This is a genomic window from Gammaproteobacteria bacterium (genome assembly GCA_013001575.1).
Taxonomy (GTDB): Bacteria; Pseudomonadota; Gammaproteobacteria; order Steroidobacterales; family JABDMI01; genus JABDMI01.
Map to the genome: position 1 here is coordinate 46,243 of JABDMI010000128.1, position 17,259 is coordinate 63,501.

General features: G+C 46.4%; 19 protein-coding genes and 1 pseudogene. 7 read left to right on the forward strand and 13 right to left on the reverse strand.

Annotated features, from left to right (window positions below; genetic code table 11):
• Positions 1-101: 101 nt before the first annotated feature.
• The 7 genes from HKN88_10425 to HKN88_10455 form a co-directional block, all read right to left on the reverse strand.
• A complete protein-coding gene (locus tag HKN88_10425) occupies positions 102-767 on the reverse strand; it encodes a hypothetical protein (GenBank protein ID NNC98471.1) in 666 nt (221 codons plus the stop codon).
• 197 nt (positions 768-964) lie between these two features.
• A complete protein-coding gene (locus HKN88_10430; GenBank protein NNC98472.1) occupies positions 965-1,768 on the reverse strand; it encodes a hypothetical protein in 804 nt (267 codons plus the stop codon).
• Positions 1,761-2,369, reverse strand: coding sequence for a hypothetical protein (locus tag HKN88_10435; protein ID NNC98473.1), 609 nt, complete (start codon positions 2,367-2,369; stop codon positions 1,761-1,763). Before HKN88_10435 ends, HKN88_10430 begins: the two co-directional genes overlap by 8 nt.
• 15 nt (positions 2,370-2,384) lie before the next feature.
• The gene (locus tag HKN88_10440; protein ID NNC98474.1) at positions 2,385-2,852 is read right to left on the reverse strand and encodes a GNAT family N-acetyltransferase; all 468 of its coding nucleotides are present in this window, start codon (positions 2,850-2,852) and stop codon (positions 2,385-2,387) included.
• 160 nt (positions 2,853-3,012) lie between these two features.
• Positions 3,013-3,333 (reverse strand): DUF4404 family protein, encoded by a 321-nt coding sequence (locus HKN88_10445; protein NNC98475.1) that lies wholly within the window; start codon positions 3,331-3,333, stop codon positions 3,013-3,015.
• A 5-nt stretch (positions 3,334-3,338) separates the two neighbouring features.
• The gene (locus HKN88_10450) at positions 3,339-3,797 is read right to left on the reverse strand and encodes a hypothetical protein (protein ID NNC98476.1); all 459 of its coding nucleotides are present in this window, start codon (positions 3,795-3,797) and stop codon (positions 3,339-3,341) included.
• Positions 3,798-3,960: 163 nt separating this feature from the next.
• Positions 3,961-6,093 (reverse strand): peptidase M13, encoded by a 2,133-nt coding sequence (locus HKN88_10455; protein ID NNC98477.1) that lies wholly within the window; start codon positions 6,091-6,093, stop codon positions 3,961-3,963.
• A 269-nt stretch (positions 6,094-6,362) separates the two neighbouring features.
• Here HKN88_10455 and dut point away from each other — a divergent pair, with 269 nt between their 5' ends.
• Positions 6,363-6,830 (forward strand): dUTP diphosphatase, encoded by a 468-nt coding sequence (gene dut, locus HKN88_10460; protein ID NNC98478.1) that lies wholly within the window; start codon positions 6,363-6,365, stop codon positions 6,828-6,830.
• A gap of 24 nt (positions 6,831-6,854) precedes the next feature.
• Here dut and HKN88_10465 read toward each other — a convergent pair whose 3' ends face one another.
• Together HKN88_10465 and pyrE are read right to left on the reverse strand one after the other, a co-directional pair.
• Entirely contained in the window at positions 6,855-7,553 is a 699-nt protein-coding gene (locus HKN88_10465; protein ID NNC98479.1) for a DUF4124 domain-containing protein, read from the reverse strand.
• Between the two features lie 254 nt (positions 7,554-7,807).
• A complete protein-coding gene (pyrE, locus tag HKN88_10470) occupies positions 7,808-8,479 on the reverse strand; it encodes an orotate phosphoribosyltransferase (protein NNC98480.1) in 672 nt (223 codons plus the stop codon).
• Positions 8,480-8,613: 134 nt separating this feature from the next.
• On the opposite strand from pyrE, the gene xth reads away from it, so the two are divergent.
• Complete coding sequence (xth, locus tag HKN88_10475) at positions 8,614-9,393, forward strand: exodeoxyribonuclease III (GenBank protein ID NNC98481.1); 780 nt, start codon at positions 8,614-8,616, stop codon at positions 9,391-9,393.
• A gap of 63 nt (positions 9,394-9,456) precedes the next feature.
• A pseudogene (locus tag HKN88_10480) lies at positions 9,457-10,716 on the forward strand (MFS transporter).
• 106 nt (positions 10,717-10,822) lie between these two features.
• Here the strand turns inward: HKN88_10480 and HKN88_10485 are convergent.
• Complete coding sequence (locus tag HKN88_10485; protein NNC98482.1) at positions 10,823-11,311, reverse strand: SnoaL-like domain-containing protein; 489 nt, start codon at positions 11,309-11,311, stop codon at positions 10,823-10,825.
• Between the two features lie 49 nt (positions 11,312-11,360).
• Between HKN88_10485 and HKN88_10490 the strand changes: the two genes are divergently transcribed.
• A complete protein-coding gene (locus tag HKN88_10490) occupies positions 11,361-11,729 on the forward strand; it encodes a Rieske 2Fe-2S domain-containing protein (GenBank protein NNC98483.1) in 369 nt (122 codons plus the stop codon).
• Between the two features lie 113 nt (positions 11,730-11,842).
• Here the strand turns inward: HKN88_10490 and HKN88_10495 are convergent, their stop codons facing one another.
• A complete protein-coding gene (locus HKN88_10495; GenBank protein NNC98484.1) occupies positions 11,843-12,124 on the reverse strand; it encodes a hypothetical protein in 282 nt (93 codons plus the stop codon).
• Between the two features lie 188 nt (positions 12,125-12,312).
• On the opposite strand from HKN88_10495, the gene HKN88_10500 reads away from it, so the two are divergent.
• The 3 genes from HKN88_10500 to HKN88_10510 all read left to right on the forward strand — a co-directional run bounded on the left by HKN88_10500 (position 12,313) and on the right by HKN88_10510 (position 15,512).
• The gene (locus HKN88_10500) at positions 12,313-12,939 is read left to right on the forward strand and encodes a MarC family protein (protein NNC98485.1); all 627 of its coding nucleotides are present in this window, start codon (positions 12,313-12,315) and stop codon (positions 12,937-12,939) included.
• Positions 12,940-13,032: 93 nt separating this feature from the next.
• Complete coding sequence (locus HKN88_10505; protein ID NNC98486.1) at positions 13,033-14,373, forward strand: hypothetical protein; 1,341 nt, start codon at positions 13,033-13,035, stop codon at positions 14,371-14,373.
• 737 nt (positions 14,374-15,110) lie between these two features.
• Positions 15,111-15,512 (forward strand): hypothetical protein, encoded by a 402-nt coding sequence (locus HKN88_10510; GenBank protein NNC98487.1) that lies wholly within the window; start codon positions 15,111-15,113, stop codon positions 15,510-15,512.
• Between the two features lie 126 nt (positions 15,513-15,638).
• Here HKN88_10510 and HKN88_10515 read toward each other — a convergent pair whose 3' ends face one another.
• Together HKN88_10515 and HKN88_10520 are read right to left on the reverse strand one after the other, a co-directional pair.
• Positions 15,639-16,526, reverse strand: a complete 888-nt coding sequence (locus HKN88_10515) for a universal stress protein (GenBank protein ID NNC98488.1) — start codon at positions 16,524-16,526, stop codon at positions 15,639-15,641.
• Positions 16,527-16,703: 177 nt separating this feature from the next.
• On the reverse strand, positions 16,704-17,259 hold a 556-nt coding region (locus HKN88_10520), incomplete at its 5' end, for a methyltransferase domain-containing protein (GenBank protein ID NNC98489.1).

The window sequence follows — 17,259 nt, forward strand, 5'->3', positions numbered from 1 at the left end:
AAGAGACAAATCACTCTTGCCAAAGTCACAAAGTCAAGAATATACAAATGGCCAGAGTAAATACTCTGGCCGTTATTATCTGTTTAATATTAATTCTTGCGTTATTGACACAGACCTGATGCAGCCTGGTGATTTCGAATGCTTGTTCTACAGGTTGCATGCTGTGCAGGAGTTGTCTTTAATATTGATTGATAACTCACAGTTATATCTTGAGAACGATTTCCAGCCTCATGGAATCGGCAATATGTGGTTGACTCATTAAGGTAAATCTGGGCAATTGACCAAATCGTCGTAGACTCGATAGATTCTGTAATATACGCGTTATCTTCGGATGATCCGTCGTCACATGGTTCAGCCCCGGTAGCAAGTGAACCATTAAACATAACCCCGTCAATGGTATTTATTTGTTCTTGTGACCAACAAATACATGGCTCATCGATCTTGATGCAGGGCATATTAGGATCAGATTCAGCTTTTTTTCTGTTGTAGTTTGCCAATATTTTACCGGAAGGCTTTGCAGCTTTAAGATCTGCATAGTCTTGTTCGGTGATGGGTACCAGTATACTGGTATGTTCTTGTGCTTCACAGAAAGCGATACAAAGTCCGTAAAGTCCTTTGGTGACACCATCTACCTTTAATACATCACAAACGCCGTCGTTTGCCGATGATACTTCATCGGGCGAGCTTTCTGCATAAATGTGTGAGGTAAATGTTAAAAGAGTGGTGAGCAGCAAGCAAATTAATGCTAAATAATAATTTTTTGTCAATGTTAATCTCCATAATTTCACAAACGATTAAACCAAGTTTTCTATCTATATTTATCCATAAATGAAGTATTATTTTATTTTTGCGAAAGAATTTACATTCAGTAAATTATTAAGTCAATGTTTCAATCGGATATATTGAATTTTCTGAACGGAAAGAAATTTCCGATTTACCATTTTTCAGATATTTGTGGATTTAACTAGTAGATAACTATAGACTGGTCAATCCAGCCAATTTCTTTGGCTGTTAATTCCCCGATAATTATTGATGCAAACGAATCCGGCATGTCAGACTTCGTTTTAGTTACAGGAATCCTGCCGCCCATGATCTCGGCCCTTTTCTGTGGAAGCAATGGTGTGATTTCTGGGTCTGCATAACCATGCGGAAAAACAGGTTGCCCGCTTTGTAAATCGTATTTATCGGTCGCGCCCAGAGTGTGCAGCAATTCGTGCACAGTGATGACATTGTTCTGGGTATTATAGGATTTATCCGCAAAAGCGTGCACAATACCGAGTAAGCCTTTTTGTAATCCGGTCGAATGTGGCAAACGATTGAAATCTTTCGGGTCATAGAACATAACGTATAAGCGAATGCGGGTGAGATGATCGTCATCGGCCTTGTGTTGATTAGACCACCAGCGAAACTTTAGTGACCACAGCATGGTTTTCAGGATCGAACCGTTTGCCGGTGGCAGAGGGGGTTTTTCCGTAATAGACTTATCCAGAGTGATCTTCACCGGTTTGTCATTCCATAACTTATAGACTTGTGATTGCCGGGATATAAAGCGGGTTACAGGTTCGATGTGTTGGTCTTCAAAGCCATCGATATGTTTGGTCGTTGCTACAGAGTCATCGGCATTGATCGGGTAAAGTACAACATCGAGTTGGGTGTTCCAGGTTGTGGTGAGACGCTGTTGTTTTTGTGTGTGGCTCCAGACCAGCATCAAAATGATCAACAGAATAAAAACCCGCAATCCCTTCCATGAGAAGATGAATTTAAGCATCGTCTATCGAGGAGCGGCTACGAGACATCTTGCGCTTGGAGAGCTTCTTTAGCGCTTCAAATTGTTCCGGGTTGAAATAAAAATACAAAGAAGCTTGTCCCAGGTTAATTTCATAAAATTGATTTTCGCCGTTTTCAAAATCCGCCAAGAGGGCAGTCATCACATCCGGGTCTATCCAGTCATTATTAATTTTTATCTTGTAGTGCTTTTCATTGCCATTGATCTTGAATTTAAGCCAGGCATTATCCTTGTCGAAATCAATATGGTCTTCAAGTTCGCTTACCGAGTCAGACATCCCAGCGAGCGTAGATAATTTTTCGACGATCTCAACGTAGTCGCCATGGTCATAAATTCTTTCGAAATCGCAGTTCCAGACATTGCTAGAGAACGCACGACCCCAGGGTTCGCTTTCTACCTCAGATCCCAGCATGCTCAAAACCATGTCATAAGGATCTTTTTCATATTCTTCACGCGGGAAAGAATACAAAAGATCCTCAATAGTGATACCCGGTTCGAAAGTGACGCCCAAACTTGCGAGCGTCTCTAATTGCTGTTCAAGCGGGATGGGGGCTATGGGCTTTTTTTTGAAAAAATTAAACATGGTTAATCACTCGAGTTAAACAAACCACTTTACATAGCGAAGAATTTCTTTCTCGAAGCCGTTCTTCTCATACAAAACTTGTGCGCGTTTATTATTTTCCCAAACATGCAGAGTCATGCTTCGTGCCCCACGATTTATGGCTTCTGCTTGCGAGATGTTTAGAAGTGCTTGCCCAATGCCTTGCCCGGATGCGTTCTCATCGACCAGAATTACTTCCAGATGAGATCCCGGCGAATAACCCATGAATTCCGGCTGGATACGCACATAGGACCAGCCGAGGATATTACCATTTTCATCAACGGCAACATGCACAAAACAATCCGATTCTTGAACCTCTATCCACTTGCGTAACATTTTGGCATCACCCGAGAAAGTGTCTTCGGGTTTGCGATTCTTTGGAAGTTGAAAAGCCGCAAGCCGCGGCAGCATGGCATACAGCTGATCGCCGTCGGCGGGCGTGGCAAAACGAATGGTGTAATTCATGTCAAGACTTTAGCATGAAATTACATTTTAAATTATTGTTGGATTGCGGGAGAGAAGTTGATCTGCATGGTTGGCTTGGGACCCTCACCTGTATCCTCTCCCAGAGAGAGAGGACTTTTGTAGGAAATTAGAAATAACTCCCACTCCCTGTGGGTGAGGGTTAAGCCCCGATACCCAAAAGAATTTTACGGATCTCCAGCAAAACCGCATCCAGTTTGGGATGCTCCACCGAGAAGTCGGTCGCAATCTCTTCCAGGCGGTGGGCAAATCCGTGTTTATTCGATCCCGCTTGTTGTGAGCCAGACAAGTATTCATCGATCTCATCAGCCACATTGGCGAGGAGTTCGGTTAATTCTGGGTCTTCGCCTGCGTTTACATCATCGGTGCATAAGGCATCGTGTTCAGTGTCGGCCTCAAGTTTGGCACGACTGAGCTCGGCCTGAACCTTTAGCAATGCGGATTTGATCTTTTCATGCGGCATAATTATTACGACTCTTGTTCGTCAGTTTGAGGTGGAACATATTCCTCACCCTTGATACGCGCTCTAACCATTTTCTTTTGTTCGCGATTTTCAAGTTTGTAGATACGTTCAATGTAGGCAGGTATCGGATCCAGCTCACTGGACGGCATGATGATATTAATACTGTCAAATTTGGCATAGATCGAACTCGACCGTTGATTGAACTTGATGCCGTAAGCGTATGGGAGATCATAATTCGGTCTTTTTAGAATGATCAGATAAGACTTGCTGGGCGAGACAGTAACAAACAGACTCTGTCTATCAATATCACCCCAGCCATCAATTTTATAGCTGGATATTCTGTCTACCTGTTCGAGTTCAGGGAAAAGATATTTCTCATCCGGTTCGGTCGGTGACGTGGTACCGCAAGCGCCCAGAAGCATAGATGCGATAAAAGCCACGACAATCTTGTTTAGGTTTTTCATGCGCACTCACCTCGTTAATGGATTAGTAGATTAACATATATTCAGCTTAATATTTTGACCTGAATCAAAGCTGAACTATTACCCGGTACAAACATATTTCGTGCACAAAAAAAACCGCCCCGGCAATTTACCGAGGCGGCTTTGAAAAGTCAGGATTACTGACCTACCAGATCTTAACGCGTTCCTCTGGCGGTAAATACATGCCATCACCTTCTTTAACGTCAAAGGCCTTGTAAAAACCTTCGATGTTCACAACGGCCCCATTACCACGGAAACGCGCCGGCGAATGCGGGTCGGTGGTAATACGGCGTTTGAGTTCTGCATCGCGATATAAACGACGCCAAACTTGTGCCCATCCATAGAACAAACGTTGCTCTGCACTCATGTTGTCAATAACCGGGCCTGGTTTACCGTCCAGTGACATTTTGTAAGCCTTGTAGGCAATTGACAAGCCACCGAGGTCACCGATGTTCTCACCCGAAGTGAACTGCCCGTTAACATGCAGATCATCGATCGCTACATAGCTGTCGTATTGGGCCGCGAGTTTGTTTTTACGCACATCAAATTTTTCTGCGTCTTCAGCTGTCCACCAGTCGCGTAAATTGCCGTCACCATCGTATCTACGACCAGAATCATCAAAGCCATGTCCGATCTCATGTCCAATCACTGCACCGATGCCACCATAGTTGACGGCATCTTCGGCAGCAAGATTAAAGAATGGCGGCTGCAGAATGGCAGCCGGGAATACGATCTCGTTCCAGACCGGATTGTAATAGGCATTCACGGTCTGTGGATTCATGAACCATTCTTCTTTGTCCACTGGCTTGCCAAGTTTATCCAGCTGTTGTTGGGTACCAAACAAACGGGCATTTTTGATGTTTTGCATCAGATCGCCATCAAGCACTTCGAGCTTGGAGTAATCACGCCATTTATCCGGGTAACCGATCTTGGTACGGAAACCGTCCAGTTTCACCAGGGCTTGTTGTTTGGTTGCTTCGCTCATCCAGTCCAGTTCTTTGATGGATGCCGCATATGCTTTTTTCAGATTCTCGACCAGGCCAACCATGCGTTCTTTGGCTTCTGGTTGAAAATGTTTTTCCACATAAAGCTGACCAAGAACTTCACCCAGGGTACCTTGGGTGGCGCTCACCGCGCGTTTCCACAATGGACGCTGTTCCGGTGTACCTTGCAGACCTTTGCTGTAGAAATTGAAACTGGCATCGGTATAGGCTTTACCCAAGCCACTGGTATAACTGTCTACCAAATTGAAACGCAAGTATTCTTTCCAGTCATCCAGGGATGTGTCCTGAATGAGTTCACCGATACCGGTGAAAAAGTCGGGTTGAGAAACGATGTATTTATCCTGCGCAGGAATACCACTGGCTTGCATCAAGACGTTCCAGTTAATGCCAGGTGCCAATGCTGCAAGTCCTGCCATGTCCATCGGGTTATAGGTTTTAACCGGATTGCGATTGTCTTCCTTGGTCCATTGCAATTCGGCAATCTTGGTTTGCAAAGCCAGTAAGCGTTCTGCGGCTTGTGCACCATTTTCCCAAGCGGTCAGGCCATAGATATTGTTTACATACGCCTTGAATAACTCGCGACCTTTGGCAAAATTTTCTTTGTCTTGCAGATAATAATCCCGATCGGGCAAGGTGAGGCCAGCCTGGGTAATGTACACCACATTAGTATTCGGGTCTTTGGCATCGGAATAAATGTAGCCACCAACTGGATTGTCGACGTTGACCTTGGAAAATTCCCCAAAGAGACGATACAAGTCATCAGTGCTTTGTACCGCATTGATTTTCTCAAAGTCTGATTTCAGAAAATCCAGGCGATTGCTTTCACTCTCGGCTTGACTCAAATAAGTGTTGTAATAATCACGAACTTTTTGTGCGGCTGATCCAGGCTTGGCATCCGTTTTTTTACTGACTTCTTCAATAATGTTGCGAATATTGACTTCAGCTTCATCCGCCAATTTGGCAAACAGACTGTAATTGGATTTATCCGCCGGAATTTCGGTGTTCTTCAACCAGGTACCATTAACGTGCTCGTAAAAATCGTCCTGGACGCGTACCGAGGTATCAAATCCAGCCGTATCGATACCACTTTGCATGCTGGCCGGGTCTTTGCTCATGGCTTTATCAAGCATGTCTTTTGCCACGTCTTGCACGGCATCGGATTTGGCCACATCGCTGGCCATGTCTGCGGCTTTATCCATGCTATCGGTTTTACCTGAGCAGGCCAGCATCAAACTGGTGGCAGACAGAGTTAATAAAAGCTTGTGTAATTTCATCTAATTTACCTTTCCCATCGAAATTTGAGCACGCAATATAGCATTTTTTATGCCTGATATTGCCTGTTTTCTGGTCAATAGCAGGAAATGCTGTCTATTTATTTTGCTAATCCGGCATAAATGTTCTTTTACTGAATATCAATAGATGCCCGAATGAGGAAAAGGTCGCAAAAGTTTGCCTTTGCACATTAAAATGCACGACTACGGTATGTCGCTGTGGGCGGTAGCTGCAATTCACAATTTACATTTAACTATCAAAGATACAAACCATGAGTCAAACACATAGAAAAATACAATTAAAGATCCTTGACCCACGTATAGGACACGAGTTTCCACTACCTGCATACGCAACCGATGGTTCAGCCGGGATCGATATGCGTGCTTGTCTGGATGCCCCGTTGACACTGGAACCCGGGCAAACCGAGTTGATCCCATCCGGCATGGCAATTTTTATTCAGGACCCGACTCTGGCGGCGGTACTTTGGCCGCGCTCGGGTCTCGGGCATAAACACGGACTGGTATTGGGAAACTTGACCGGACTTATTGATTCCGATTATCAGGGTCAGGTGTTTATTTCTATGTGGAATCGAGGACAAAAAACCTATGAGATCCAGCCGGGTGAGCGTATTGCTCAAATGGTGTTCGTACCTGTCGAGCAAGTCGAGTTTGATGTGGTGGATGAGTTTGTCGCCAGTAAGCGCGGAGCCGGCGGCTTTGGGCATTCAGGAACGAGTTAACGCAACAGGAGCTTTGGCTAATCTTCAATAAACCGGATGGTTTTCAGCATTACGCTGTTTTTCTCTTTCTTCCTGTAAACGGATAAAGTCCCGTTTATCAATGGCAAATTGTTTTTTGATCTCGAGGATCTCAATCTCAAGATTTGATTTCTGGTTTTCAAGGTCCGCAATGTTTTTGTTGGTGGCAACTAACTGCTCATTGTAGCGTTTAATAATTGCATCGCGTTCCTCATCCTTGCTGTTGGTGTAGGCTTCGATGCGTTTGATGATAGTATTTTTTTGCTTGTCCAGATTCTTGGCATTCAAGTCAAGCACATTGAGTCTTTTTTGTATCGTGGCAACTTTGTTATCTCGTGTGGAATCAATCTCTTCCGGAGTCACGTAAGAGACTATTAATATCCGGTTTCGCTGTGCCTGCACAGCCGCTTGGCGTTTTAATTCTTCCAGACGCGCAATCTCGCGTTTTTCATTTTCTATTTCTTCCTTGGTCTTTTGTGCAGCCAGGGTTTCAACCACCATGCCTTGGCGATTCAATACTTCACGTTTTAATTTAGAGTATTTTGGTGGAATGCTGTCGCCATAATGCACCCGGCCATTTTCATCGACCCAGCGATACAGACCTGCGGCAGAGATCATTGGCGCAAGCACGCCAATAGCCAGCAGCACCAAGAGTGCCAGGCGCATGCGTTTGAGTAGATTAGGATTTATGAATATTCTTGTCATCGATCTTCCAAAATTGATCACCCGTTCCAAGCTTCGCTAAAGGTACTACATATAGCGTGCCAAATCACTGAACTGGTGCTTATATTTTGCATTTAATTCCTAGTGTACGTATTACTTACTGAATTTACTATGAATTTAAGACGTAAGAAATGTCCATTCAGTTCCCCATAAGCCACTTGAAATTTGTGACCGGCTGGGTATGCTGTACCAAGCCAGACACATTTTGTCACATTCTGACATTGATGATCAAATGACTACGCTGTCACTCCGTAAGCTTCACGGTAGGCTTGCATGGCTTCAACCGCGCTGGCTTCACCCGACTGTTGCAGATGAGCGATCAACTGCGAAAGATTCAAGATACTGAATACCGGGATATCGAATTGCTCACTCACTTCCTGGACGGCCGAACGCTCGCTAAGTTTTCCGTCTCGCACACCGCGCTCCTGACGATCCACCGCAATGACCACTCCGGCCAGTTCGGCGCCATTGCCTTGAATGATGTCGGCGGCTTCTCGAATGGCAGTTCCGGCGGTGATCACATCATCGATGACCAGTACCTTTCCTTGCAGCGGTGCACCAACAATGCTGCCGCCTTCGCCATGAGTTTTGGCTTCCTTACGATTGAACGCGTAGGGCAAGTTGATGTTGTGTTCTTGCGCCAGTGCCGCCACCGTGATCGCGGCCAGGGGAATGCCTTTATAGGCCGGACCGAAAACCACGTCCACATCCAGTCCTTCGGCTTCGATGGCAGTTGCGATCACCGCGGCATAACAGCGTGCCAGGGTGGCCAAGGCCTGGCCATTGTTGAGTAAACCGGCATTGAAAAAATAGGGTGAGACGCGACCGGACTTTAAGGTGAATTCGCCATACTTAAGGGCGCCACAGTCTTGCGCGATATCAATAAAGTCTTGTTGGTAAGTGTGCATAGTCGGTCTTTTGTAATGAATAGAAAATAGTTAAAACCAGGGAAATTGCAATCCACAGAGTCATGTTCCAGACGCGGATGCTATCATACCCGCAATTTATAATTACATACACAATTTGTCTTGAAAGGTTAGCTATGCGAGTAATGAGTATTAACACCAATGGAATTCGTGCCGCGGCGCGCAAGGGTTTTTTCGAGTGGTTACCCAAAGTTGACCCCGATGTGGTGTGTATTCAGGAAACCAAGGCCCAGATAGACCAGTTGAGTGACCCGATCTTTCATCCGGAAGGCTATCATTGTCATTATCATGACGCCGAAAAAAAAGGCTATAGCGGGGTTGCGATTTATTCCAAGCAAAAGCCTCGTAAAGTCATACATGGTCTGACGCATGATCCGGCCTGGGAAGAATTCAATCGCGAGGGCCGCGTGATCGAGGCACAGTTCGATAATTTGTCGGTGCTGTCGGTGTATTTACCTTCGGGGTCCTCCAAAGAAGAACGCCAACTCGCAAAATTCCGCTTCATGGACCTGTTCCGCCCGTACCTGCAATCGCTTAAGCGCAAGCGCCGCGAATTCATCATTTGTGGTGACTGGAATATTGTGCACACCGAACGCGATATTAAGAACTGGAAATCCAATCAGAAGAATTCCGGGTGCTTGCCGGAAGAGCGCGCCTGGCTCACCGCCTTGTTTGATGAAGACGGTTACGTGGATTCCTTTCGCGAGTTAGAGCAAGAGCCACACACCTACACTTGGTGGTCAAACCGTGGTCAAGCCTATGCGAATAATGTTGGATGGCGATTGGATTACCAGGTACTGTCACCCAAACTCAAAGGCACGGTGAAACGTACCGAAGTCTATAAAGACGACCGCTTTTCCGACCATGCCCCCTTTATTGTGGATTACGAGCTGTAACAGGTGTCGGTTTTTCAAAAAAAATCGGCCGCGGACGTTCATAGCTTTGCCCAAACTCTCGGTTTGATCCGGGACAAACGAATCTTCAGTGTTCTATTCCTCGGGTTCATCAGCGGCTTTCCGTGGATATTGCACGGTTCGGTGATGACCTTGTGGTTAAAAGCCGAGGGACTGAGCCGCACTTCGATCGGATTTATTGGCATTGTCGGGGTCGCCTATGCCTTCAATTTCACCTGGGCACCCTTACTCGACCGTTTAAAAGTTCCTTTACTTCACGATGTTCTGGATCAACGACGCTCCTGGGTGTTGTTGTGTTTGTTGGTTATTGCTGCCTTCACTTTTGCCATGAGTTTCGCCGACCCGTCCGCAAACATCTGGTTGGTGGGCGCATTGGCGGCCGGGATCACGATTGCTTCCGCAACCCAGGACGTGGCCATTGATGCGTATCGGATCGATGTGTTCGCGGAAAGCGAAGTCGAAAAAATGCCGTATGCGGCAGCGGCTGCCACCGGTGGATGGTGGGCCGGTTACGGATTTATTGGCGGTGCCTTGGCGCTGTACCTCGGCGGTGAAAGCATAGGATTCGCCTGGCCGGAGGTGTATCGCATGATGGCGGGCATGTGTGTGGTGCAAATAATCGGACTGTTCTTTTTGCCCAAGGTTAAAACCGACAGCGCGCAAGTCGTCGTGTCGAATTCGCAACTTGCGTGGCCAGAAAGAGTGGTTGCATGGTTCAAGCTAAGCATACTCGGGCCATTTGTGGATTTTTTTCGCCGTTGTGGTTTCGAATTGGCTTTGGGATTATTGTTATTTGTGTTCACTTTTAAAATGGGTGAGGCCTTTGTCGGACGCATGTCCATCCTGTTTTACAAGGAAGTTGGTTTTACGGTTGACCAGATCGGGTTTTACAACAAACTGGTGGGCGGCTTTTTAACCATGGTCTTTGCCTTTTTGGGCGCGATGATCAACACCCGCTATGGACTGGTTAGGGGATTGTTTATAGCCGGGGTTGCGATGTCAGCCACCAATTTGTTTTTTGCCGCTTTGGCGGTGGTCGGGCCGGACGAGCGCTTGTTTGCGATTGCGATAATTTTCGATAACTTTACCGCGGCCTTTGCAACCGTGGCCTTTGTGGCTTTTATTTCGCATTTTACCTCGCGTACCTACACGGCCACGCAATACGCATTGTTGGCATCCTTGGGAAATTTCGGGCGCACCACGGTCTCGTCGGGCAGTGGTTACATTGTTGACGCCATGCAAGGCAACTGGTTCTGGTTTTTCATTTTGACCAGCGTGATGGTGATCCCGCCCTTGATGCTGTTGTTATGGATGGGCAAACGCCTCGATGCCTACAATGCTAAACACATCGCACCACATTCTGATGCTGTGCATCAGACCAGCGAATAGTACTCGGGAATAATACTCAGTTTCAGTGTACGGTTTCGCCCTTGGGGGTTGCGATCTGTGGCGCCGGGGCGGTGTGATGCGAAATGATGTACCAGTTATCGTTAATGCACTGAAAAATATTCATCGCGTGGATGGTCGCTTGTCGGATATTCTCGCCTTCGCCCTGAATGGTGAGATGTTCAGTGATCCGGTGTACCGATAATTTTGGATCACTGGCGAGATTGTGGTGTTCAATTTTTAACTGACTGGTCTGTGGCCCGTTAAAAATTTCTTGCCAGCTTTGCATGATGGCGTCTTTGCCCACAAGCGGTTGGCTGCCGGGGTGCAAGCAGTACACCGATTGGGTGTTGGCCCAGACTTTGGCCATTAATTCGGTGTCACGGCGTACAAAGGCCAGATAAAATGCCTGTTCAGCTTCAAATGCCGACTTGAATGGTGGTTTTGGGATCTCCGCGATCTTGCTGCTCATAAAACTTGCCTTGTAGTGCGCCTGATTAATTGTTATTTTCATTATACGGACAAAATTCCCGGACCAAGAAAAATCCCCAACCAGGTAGCCTATGCCCGCCGCACCCACAAAAAAACCCACAAAAAAATATTTCCCGATCTGTTTTAGTCGGCAAATTACAGACCCGGGCAGTAAAGAGTTCATGATCTTGCAGAAGGGGCGACCCTATTTTGGATTTTTGGTGCAAAAGAATCAACAGGTGTTTGCTTATGCCAATACCTGCCCACACCAGGGGCGCATGTTGCAATGGAAACCAGATGCGTTTCTAACCAAAGATTGCTCCCAGATCATGTGTTCTGCACACGGCGCTACGTTTGAGATCGATTCGGGATTGTGTGTGGCCGGGCCGTGTCTGGGACAAAGCTTGAACGCCATGCCGTGCAAGCTCGTGAATGATGTGGTGATGGTACAGCTGCCATAAGCCGACGACACTCGCCGGATTGGGCAAGATAATGGTTTAAGCCGTTTTAGCCATTATTGGTTTTTGGCCATTATTGGTTCTGGGCAATAACGCTCCAGGCAGTAACAACAGGGCTAAAACTGATCCAGCGCATTGCCCCGATAGGTCGGGTTATGCGTATCACGATCTACCCCATAGTCTTCTTGCAACATATCGTAAGCGCCAGACCAGTCTTCCGGGGGGGTTGATTCGATGATGCTACTTATGGACCAGGAGTGGAAATCGAGCTCATATATCGAGCCGTCGTATTGCTGAATTTCAATGGTACGGTCATTTTCATCAATGGCGACCACTTCAAAAAGTTCGCCATTGTCGTGCTGGTACCATTTTCCGATCTCGGGTTTTGGTGCTTGCATGGTATGTACCTGGGGTTAACTAATAAACACAAAAGTTTTATCAGACTATTTCGATTACAATAGCCACAAAATCAAGCAGCAATAGCAACAAAGCAAAACATTTTTTGTGCTATTTGTAATCTTAGAGCCCAACTTACGCCTCCTCCAAACAATTAACAAATTATAAAATTTGTTGCAGTAGCAAAATCATGATAGAACAGTTAGTTAACACTTTTATTATCCTTTTTGTGGTGGTCGACCCAATCGCGCTTGCGCCGATTTTTGGTGCCATGACACGCGGCGGCAGTGACGCTTACAAGAAGAAAATGGCTTTTAAGGCCACCATTTTGTCCACGATGATATTGTTGCTGTTCCTGTTCATCGGAAACCACTTTCTCAAAGCCATGGGCATCACTATTCCGGCCTTCAAGATTGCCGGTGGATTGTTGCTCCTGGTTAATGGATTCGATATGGTTTTCGCACGGCATACCGGTTTGCGTTCCACCACCGTTAAAGAATCTGCTGAAGCGCGACAAAAGGACGACATATCGGTCTTTCCACTGGCGTTTCCGCTTATCGCAGGACCCGGAACCATTACCACGGTGCTGTTATTAAGTACTGAGATGAGTGACGACCCGGTTTTGTTTGCATCTTTACTGGGCATGATCCTGTTGGTGTTGGCACTGGCGCTGATATTTTTATTATTGTCAGGCCGCGTGATGAAAATACTCGGCGAAACCGGTGCCAATGTACTTGATCGTTTGCTCGGCGTGATCTTGTGTGCGCTTGCCATTCAGTTCATGATCGATGGTGTGCGTTCTGCCTTCGGTTTATAAGTCTTGGCGCATTCGGCATCGACCCCAATTAAATTCAAGTCTACTGTAACGATAATACTTACATCCTTGCCAAAATCGGGTTAGGATTAATTCATGCCAACAGGACTTCGCAAAGGATTTTTCTATAGCTGTGTAAGCACCGCAGGGGTTTTTCTTTCGTTTGCTTCATTGCAAGCCCAGGAAGTTTTGTGTGAGGGCGCAGGAGAAGTCATTCAGTCCATTGAGTTCAACGGCTTGGAAACAACCCGCCGCCGCGTGGTAGACCGGCAGCTCAGTATTCAAGTTGGCGAACTTCTCGATTGTCAAAGCCTGCACAATTCCACCCAGGCCATTACCGACCTGGGTTTATTCAAAAAGGTACACGCCAAATCACAACTCGATGACAAATCGGTGCACGTCACCTTTGATGTGATCGAGAAACGCTATCTGATTGTGCTGCCTTATGTCGCCAGTTCGGAATCTGGGAGTATTAATTACGGCTTACGCGGTCGCTGGTCTAATATTGGCGGCCTGAATCAACGCGCCAGTCTGAACTTACGCACAAAAACCTTCAGTACGGACCTTAAAGACGAAGAGACCAAGGCAACCATTTCCTTCAGTAGCCCGCAAATTCGTAACACCGATTTCGATGCCCGTTTTGACTTTGGCTACATTGATCTCAGCACCCGCGAGATAGGCTCACTACCGGATTCAACCCCGTTTAACGAGGTCTCGCGCTATTCGTCTTTGGGAATCTCACGCTGGTTTCATCGCGGCCAGCGTCAACACGGTTGGCAATTGGGTGGTGTGCTCAAATGGCGCTCCTGGACCTCGGACAATCCGACTTTACGGGGTTCTGTAGACGCCGAGCAAAGTCTGCTCGGGCTGGGCTTATCGGTGAAATACGATCGTATACACGACCATACCTACAGTTACTCGGGCTTTGGTATGGATTATCGTGTGGAGCCAACCATTGCATTGGATGGAGAGCGCAACCCAACCACGCAAGAAGCCTCGGGTATTTGGCACATTCCTTATGGAGCTCGTGAGCATTCACAATTTGAAATAAAAAGCGGTTTGGGTTGGAGTAATGGCGCCTACCCGGATTTTGTGCCCTTTGAGAACAGTTTAAGTGCCCAGTTACGCGGCATCAGTTACCCCGACTTTGAGGGCGACCGTTATTATTATCTCAAAGCCTCGTATCTCACGCCCTATACTTTTGCACCATTCAAGCGCACCCGTCTGGCGGCTTATCCGAGTTTGCGAGCGGAGTTTTTTGCCGAAGTGGATGACATCTACTTTAAAAACGGACAACGGGGTTTGAAAGGCACTGCCTGGTCGGTGGGCACCGGAGTGCGGTGGCGTTTGCCGTGGTTTGTGGGTGTGCAGGTCGGGGCAGGGATTGCTTATCATTCAGAAGAAGACGGAATAGGGTTTTATATTTCCGGACGTTAGTTTTCCGGGTATTTGTGTTGGTTTTTACTGATCAAACCTTTCTGGTTTAATTCCATAGCCTATATTTAATTTCTCAAATTTGTAGGGGCTGTCCTACAAGCATGTAATCCATCGTCTGACATACAACTGTCACATTCTTTTTGCATAATGCATGCACAGGACGTTAGGGAAGCATGAGCACAGGGAATGGAACCGGGTAGCGTGGGCAAGGAGCCCGAGTTAACGGATATAACACTACCCCAATTGACGTTATAACCCAGGATGAGGTTAGCGTTAAACACGGAATAGCTTGGCTCTATGGACAGACTCCTAGATCACCTTCCTATTGCCAGGATGGCAAACCCCGATCAATGGTCGGGGTTTTTTTATGGGAGAAGCAAAGAACTATTACAAAAATAGAAAAATCGAGACTCACAGAACATGTTGTTCTCTAACCATTGCCGTCGATGTGAAAAGTCTAGATTGGTTAGCTTGTCTTTACCGCACAAGAAATGCATGCCTCACACAATGTGATATAACAAGGTAATAAGGGTGGTATCAGCATCAATCAGCTGACGTCGTGCTATAGCCTTTGCAAATCCTTTTGCATTCAAATTAGAAAATTAATTTTAATCTGAAAATTTGTAATCCTTGTATGACTTTGCTGTAGGATAAATGGTGTGTGTCTAGTTTTGTTCGTGATAGGAAACTAATTGACGCTCAACTGGAGCCCATCACTAGAACCTAAGGTCATTAATGTGGGGACACCTAACTCGAAAAATACCCGCGATCTCGTACTTATCTGGGCGCACCTCGCGTTTGCTCTGTTTCTGCTGCTGCTGTCTTTTCTTTTGCATGGGCGAATCCCGGGATTCTCGGCGGATGAGAGCGCCGCGCTTGGATTTCTGCTGTTCTTCGGCCTTGGATTGCCGATACTGCTGATTGCGATTGTTATCTGTGCGGTTTCTGTGTTTTCAGATGGAAAATACTTGGGAAGGCTGGCAATATCTATGATTGTCACCTTCGTGTTCACGACTCTAAATATGTGGACCGGTATTGTTGCTTCACTTGCCTATCTCGCCTTTGTCTTCTGGGCGTTGTTGCAAAGACACAAGCGACCAGTGCAGTCGATGCCCGACAATCCAAATGAGCGCGCCTAACAAAGGGATAACGGAAAAGTCAGTATCGGAACAGTCAGACACACGCGAATTAACCCAGTTAAATCAATGACCATGCTGGTCAACTAATGAGTTAACTAGATTGAAGTAAGTTTCAAACCTGATCTTTTACGGCTTAACCGCAAGAATATCCGTATACGCATAGCGCATAATTTTCTCGGCCGTATTCCCGAGCATTTTTGCGGCCAGCTTCCTGCGACCAATTGTTCCCAGAACCACAACATCGGCTTTTAACTTATTCGCGTAGGACATGATCACTTTTTCCGGTTTGCCCAGGCGGATATGGAAGTTGTCTGGATCCAGGTCATGCTTTTTGGCGAGTTTGTGCAAATACGGGCTAACTTTATCAACCTTTTCATTTTTGACTTTTCTCAGGTCAAACATTTCAAGATCTTTGATGATCTGGGGTATATGGATGGCATGCACGCAGTGCAATTGACCACCAACTCTGGCCGCCAGGTCTTTGCCATGTTCAATAACCTTGTCATTCAGGCGTTTTTTATTGGCGATCCGAGTATCGAGATCTAGTGCCAACAAAATATTGTTTCTCTTTTTCCATTTCTTTTTTGAAACCAGTAAAACCGGGATTGGGGATTTGCGTAACAGTTGCCAATCCAGCGGCGTATGCACAATACTTTCCGAGCGATGCCCGGTTTTTACGATCATGCTGTAATCCTTGTTTTGCTTTAAATGTTCAGTCACCCAGGTGGTGATGCGTTTTTCCCACACGATCTCGACTTTAATTTTGACCTTGGCATCCAGCTTATTCTCCTTGATCAGGCCTTTGAGGGTTTGCTGGCGACGAGTCAGTAATTCAGACTTGAATTCATCCTTTTCGTGGCCCCTGTCCATTTTGCCGACAAAATCATCGTGCACAAATGCCACTACATGGACATCAGTTTCTGCGTTCGGGTCTTGCGCCGCAAATTCAACCGCACGAAATAAGGCCGGTTCGGTTTTTCCGGCGTAATCCGCCAATACCAAAATAGTCGTCATGTTTTCATACACCTTTTAAGAAAATTCATTAATTGCAGCCTGATTTTAAGTCAGCTTATAACAAGAAATGCTGGTATTTATTGATCTAGGTCTAATTCTTGGCCCATTAAGTTGTGTTAGGCCGAGGGCATTCCGGGGCGGTGTATGAGTGTATTTATATCAACGGGGCGATGATTTTCATGCCCGAACGCTTACCAGGAATAAAACCGGCGAGCGGTCATTTGGATGATTGGCCAGGTGTGTGTCGAGCTTATAGTGGTCTGGCAAATGCTCCAGCCACGCTTTAACGGCATGCGTCTCGGTTTTTCCTTCGGCATGCCCGGGATAACACAGGATGCTCAGAATTCCGGAGTCCGATAATAAGTCCAAAGCTTGGTCCAGGGCGCTGAGGCTGGTTTGGGTAAGGGTGGTCACGGCTTTATCCGCTTGTGGCAAATAACCGAGGTTAAACATGATGATGTCGGCTTTACTTTCGACATGCTTGCTCATGTGCTGATGCCCGTCTTTGATCAGTGTGACCTTGTGCAGTAAGCCCTTGCTTTCCAGCTGTTCACGGGTTTTAGTGATAGCAATGGTCTGAATATCAAAGCCAAAAACCTTGTCACTAACCAACTCGGCTAAAAAAACCGTATCAAAGCCATTGCCACAAGTTGCGTCAATTGCGATATCAGGGCGCTTATTCAATGTCGCACAATGCTCTTCGATCAAAGTATGCGCTTGCGTGGTTAAATGC

Coding starts and splice junctions, on each gene's coding strand:
- HKN88_10430 (NNC98472.1), bottom strand. CDS start 1,768: ATGCTTAAATTCATCTTCTCATGGAAGGGATTGCGGGTTTTTATTCTG.
- HKN88_10435 (NNC98473.1), bottom strand. CDS start 2,369: ATGTTTAATTTTTTCAAAAAAAAGCCCATAGCCCCCATCCCGCTTGAA.
- HKN88_10440 (NNC98474.1), bottom strand. CDS start 2,852: ATGAATTACACCATTCGTTTTGCCACGCCCGCCGACGGCGATCAGCTG.
- HKN88_10445 (NNC98475.1), bottom strand. CDS start 3,333: ATGCCGCATGAAAAGATCAAATCCGCATTGCTAAAGGTTCAGGCCGAG.
- HKN88_10450 (NNC98476.1), bottom strand. CDS start 3,797: ATGAAAAACCTAAACAAGATTGTCGTGGCTTTTATCGCATCTATGCTT.
- HKN88_10455 (NNC98477.1), bottom strand. CDS start 6,093: ATGAAATTACACAAGCTTTTATTAACTCTGTCTGCCACCAGTTTGATG.
- dut (NNC98478.1), top strand. CDS start 6,363: ATGAGTCAAACACATAGAAAAATACAATTAAAGATCCTTGACCCACGT.
- HKN88_10465 (NNC98479.1), bottom strand. CDS start 7,553: ATGACAAGAATATTCATAAATCCTAATCTACTCAAACGCATGCGCCTG.
- pyrE (NNC98480.1), bottom strand. CDS start 8,479: ATGCACACTTACCAACAAGACTTTATTGATATCGCGCAAGACTGTGGC.
- xth (NNC98481.1), top strand. CDS start 8,614: ATGCGAGTAATGAGTATTAACACCAATGGAATTCGTGCCGCGGCGCGC.
- HKN88_10485 (NNC98482.1), bottom strand. CDS start 11,311: ATGAAAATAACAATTAATCAGGCGCACTACAAGGCAAGTTTTATGAGC.
- HKN88_10490 (NNC98483.1), top strand. CDS start 11,361: ATGCCCGCCGCACCCACAAAAAAACCCACAAAAAAATATTTCCCGATC.
- HKN88_10495 (NNC98484.1), bottom strand. CDS start 12,124: ATGCAAGCACCAAAACCCGAGATCGGAAAATGGTACCAGCACGACAAT.
- HKN88_10500 (NNC98485.1), top strand. CDS start 12,313: ATGATAGAACAGTTAGTTAACACTTTTATTATCCTTTTTGTGGTGGTC.
- HKN88_10505 (NNC98486.1), top strand. CDS start 13,033: ATGCCAACAGGACTTCGCAAAGGATTTTTCTATAGCTGTGTAAGCACC.
- HKN88_10515 (NNC98488.1), bottom strand. CDS start 16,526: ATGACGACTATTTTGGTATTGGCGGATTACGCCGGAAAAACCGAACCG.